General features: G+C 40.3%; 5 protein-coding genes. 2 read left to right on the plus strand and 3 right to left on the minus strand.

Annotation, left to right across the window (positions count from 1 at the left end; genetic code table 11):
• A partial coding sequence (locus tag H7U04_RS11335; RefSeq protein WP_207185747.1) for a hypothetical protein occupies window positions 1-327 on the plus strand: 327 nt, incomplete at its 5' end.
• Window positions 328-434: 107 nt separating this feature from the next.
• Here H7U04_RS11335 and H7U04_RS11170 read toward each other — a convergent pair.
• The 3 genes from H7U04_RS11170 to H7U04_RS11180 are packed head-to-tail and all read right to left on the minus strand — an operon-like array spanning window position 435 to window position 2,457.
• Window positions 435-704, minus strand: a complete 270-nt coding sequence (locus tag H7U04_RS11170; protein ID WP_110981133.1) for a GIY-YIG nuclease family protein — start codon at window positions 702-704, stop codon at window positions 435-437.
• Between the two features lie 3 nt (window positions 705-707).
• Window positions 708-1,472: a tRNA1(Val) (adenine(37)-N6)-methyltransferase gene (locus H7U04_RS11175; protein WP_110981132.1), complete on the minus strand. Its 765-nt coding sequence runs from the start codon at window positions 1,470-1,472 to the stop codon at window positions 708-710.
• Between the two features lie 49 nt (window positions 1,473-1,521).
• Window positions 1,522-2,457, minus strand: coding sequence for a polysaccharide deacetylase family protein (locus tag H7U04_RS11180; protein WP_110981141.1), 936 nt, complete (start codon window positions 2,455-2,457; stop codon window positions 1,522-1,524).
• A gap of 128 nt (window positions 2,458-2,585) precedes the next feature.
• Here H7U04_RS11180 and H7U04_RS11185 point away from each other — a divergent pair, with 128 nt between their 5' ends.
• Window positions 2,586-3,341 (plus strand): lysophospholipid acyltransferase family protein, encoded by a 756-nt coding sequence (locus H7U04_RS11185; RefSeq protein ID WP_110981131.1) that lies wholly within the window; start codon window positions 2,586-2,588, stop codon window positions 3,339-3,341.
• Window positions 3,342-3,446 lie beyond the last annotated feature (105 nt).

Raw genomic sequence — 3,446 nt, forward strand, 5'->3', positions numbered from 1 at the left:
GGTATAAATAATATTTTGTTGTTAGAAATAATTAAAACTCTCAGTAATGCATTATGGAAGACGAGTGTTTTTTTTCTAGTTCTTGATACCTTATATGCTATAATAACACAGTACTTTTATAAAAACGTATTTTCTAGTTCGAAAAAAGCTCATTTAATTGGATTATTTAGTGGAGATTTTTCGAGCAATGAATGGTTTATTTTGACATGGGTTGTTTCTTCTTTGTTTTTTATCTATCAGATTTTTGAATCAATTTATACAATAATCAGAGATAGTCAAAACAAAGATTATCTTGATAGCTTAAAAAAAAGTAAGTGGAAAAACTGATTAATAGAGAAGAATAAGGTTGTTTCTAACAAGGATTATAAGAGTAGTATAGTTAGCATGTTTAAAAATGTTTAAAATTTGGAGATATTATTCAAAAAAACACACGGTTATTTTTCCGTGTGTTCTTTGATATAGGCCAGTTTTTTCTCTCGGCTTTTTTTCTTAAAGCGCGCTTCGGCGCTCATGGCTTTAGGCTTGCTAGCGAAGGCTTCTGAGTAGAGGAGTTTAACTGGTAGGCGGGCTCTGGTATACTTAGCGCCCTTGCCTGCGTTATGGGTTTTGAGGCGGCGTTCGACATCTGTGGTGTAGCCTGTATAGAGGGTGCCATCAGCACACTCAACCACATACATGTAGGCCTTGCTATCCTTTTCTGTCATCGTTTAGGACTCACCCTCGGTCTTTTTCCCAAAGTAAATCTCAAAGATTTCGTCGGTATAGTCACCATTTTCCTTATGCACAAAGAGAGGTGGAAGGATTTTCAAGCCATCTGTTGAACCGTCTTTAATGGCTTCAATCAGGAGCATATTTGCCTCACGTCCCATCTTAGGATAGATAAACTGGATGCGTTTAGGTGCTAGATTGTACTGGCGCATGGTGTCAATGATATCCAAAAAGCGGTCAGGGCGATGTACCATAGCAATGCGTCCATTAGATTTGAGGGCATGACGAGCGACCTGGCAAATTTCTTCTAAATTCGTCGTGATTTCGTGTCGTGCCAAGAGGTAATGCTCTGACAGATTTTTCTTAGACGTTTCTGTCGCCTTAAAGTAGGGGGGGTTACAGAGGATAAGGTCCACCTGAGATCGTGGGGCATGGTTAAGCAAATTTTTTAGGTCGTCATTGACAACAGTCACTTGATTCTCTAGTTGATTAAGAGTTACGGAACGCTTGGCCATATCAGCCAGGCGTTCTTGCAACTCAACCAAGGTAATCGGTGCCTCAGTGCGTGTGCTGGCAAAGAGGCCAACGGCACCATTTCCCGAACAGAGGTCGACAATTAATCCCTTCTTTGGAATTTTTGGAAACCGAGAGAGGAGGACGCTATCAATAGAGTAGCTGAAGACCTCCTTATTTTGAATGATTTTCACATCTGTAGAGAAGAGCTGGTCAATGCGTTCTCCGTCTTTTAAAATTGGATTTGTCATAGTTTTTATTGTAACAAAAAACAGCTCCCAAAGGAACTGTTGCGAGTGATTACTCTAGGACACCGAAGGTATATCCTTGATTTTTGAAATATTCGATAATTTGTGGAAGGGTCTGAACGGTGAGCTCCTTACCAGCAGTGTCGTGCATAAGCACAACCTTAACATGACTCTCAGGGAAATATTTTTGTGAACCATCTAAGTAGGCCATCATGGTTTCAGACGTCGTTGGGCGAACAGAGGCGGGTTCTGCATCACCACAAAGCATGTTCCAGTCAATCCACTCGATACCTTCCTTGGCGAGGGCTTGGTCAGTACTTTCTAGACCTTGCCATGACATATGACCACCAGGATAACGGAAAATTCTTGTCTTGAAGTCCTTACCTAAGATAGCTTGGAAATTAGCCATGGTTTGGTTAACCTCAGAAACAATCTGACTTTGATTAGGAACACGTCCTGGATAAAGGAGATTAAAGTTGTGGCTGAGGCTATGGTTGGCAATAGCATGTCCTTCTGTAATTTGTCGTTTGAGGATGTCCGCATTTTCTTGTGTAATGGTGTAACCAATGTGGAAGAATGTGGCGTGAACACCGTATTCTTTCAAAATACTCATGACTTGTGGGGTCAGTGTTGGATCAATCCCATCGTCAAACGTTAAAAAGACGACCTTGTCGTCAATATCCTGAGACTTGCCTCGAATAGTGTTATTCACAGCAGTAACATCGTAAGCATAGTCAGAAGCTGCAATGCTGTGGTTACTACCTTTCTTGAGTTGTGTTTCATCATCTTCTTTAGCTTTTTCTGAAGATGAGCTTGTGCTATTAGCGACTTGTTCAGTCTTTTCAGCCTTGGCTACTTGTTCAGATTTCGTGTTATGGCGTTGGAATAGGACAAAGCCCAGGATAGCCAGAACAGACAAGTTTGCAATAATGAGGCAAAGATTAAGTGCCTTTCGATTTTTCCCTATAATCTCAATACTTTTTTTCATAGTTACATTATAGCTCAAACTATTAGAAAGTGCCACACCATTTTCAATAGTTTACAAAGAAATTCGATGAAAAAAGCGCTCCTTTTTTTGGTATAATAGAAAAAACTTGTAGAAAAAGAGGTAAAAACGTGTTTTACGCTTATTTACGTGGGCTTGTTGTCTTCCTTCTATGGATTATCAATGGGAATGCCCATTACCACAATCGCGATAAATTATTGAACAAGGACGAAAACTATATCTTGGTTGCTCCGCACCGAACTTGGTGGGACCCTGTTTATATGGCTTTTTCAGCTCGTCCTAAGCAGTTTATTTTCATGGCTAAGAAAGAACTCTTCAAGAGTCGTATCTTTGGTTGGTGGATCCGTATGTGTGGAGCCTTCCCAATTGACCGTGAAAATCCTGGTCAAGAAGCTATCAAGTACCCTGTTAACATGCTTAAGAAGAGTAACCGTAGTTTGATTATGTTCCCAAGTGGTAGCCGCCATTCATCTGATGTTAAGGGTGGGGTTGCAGTTATCGCTAAGATGGCTAAGGTTAAGATTATGCCGGTTGTCTATCAAGGACCTCGTGAACTCAAGGGGCTCTTGACAGGTGAACGTGTGGATATGAACTATGGTAATCCCATTGATATTTCAGATTTGAAGCGTTTGAATGACGAAAATATCCAAGAGGTTGCTCGTCGTATCCAGTCTGAATTTGATCGCCTTGATGAGGAAGCTTTGAGCTATCAAACAGGCAAGAAACCCAATCCTTTGACTTATATTTACCGAGTACCTCTCGCTATTGTGGCTATCATTGCGGTACTTTTGACCATGGCTTTCTCATATGTAGCTAGCTTTGTTTGGAATCCTGAAAAACACCGTGCCAAAGAAACTCAGAAATAAGCTAAAAACTCTATCAGACATAGATCTGATGTTCTGACCCCAAAAAGTTAGACAAATAATTTAAGCAAAGGATTTAGTTCTGTATTGTACAGGACTGAGTCCTTT

Source organism: Streptococcus sp. 22.1, assembly GCF_016648645.1.
In the GTDB taxonomy this organism is placed as follows: Bacteria; Bacillota; Bacilli; order Lactobacillales; family Streptococcaceae; genus Streptococcus.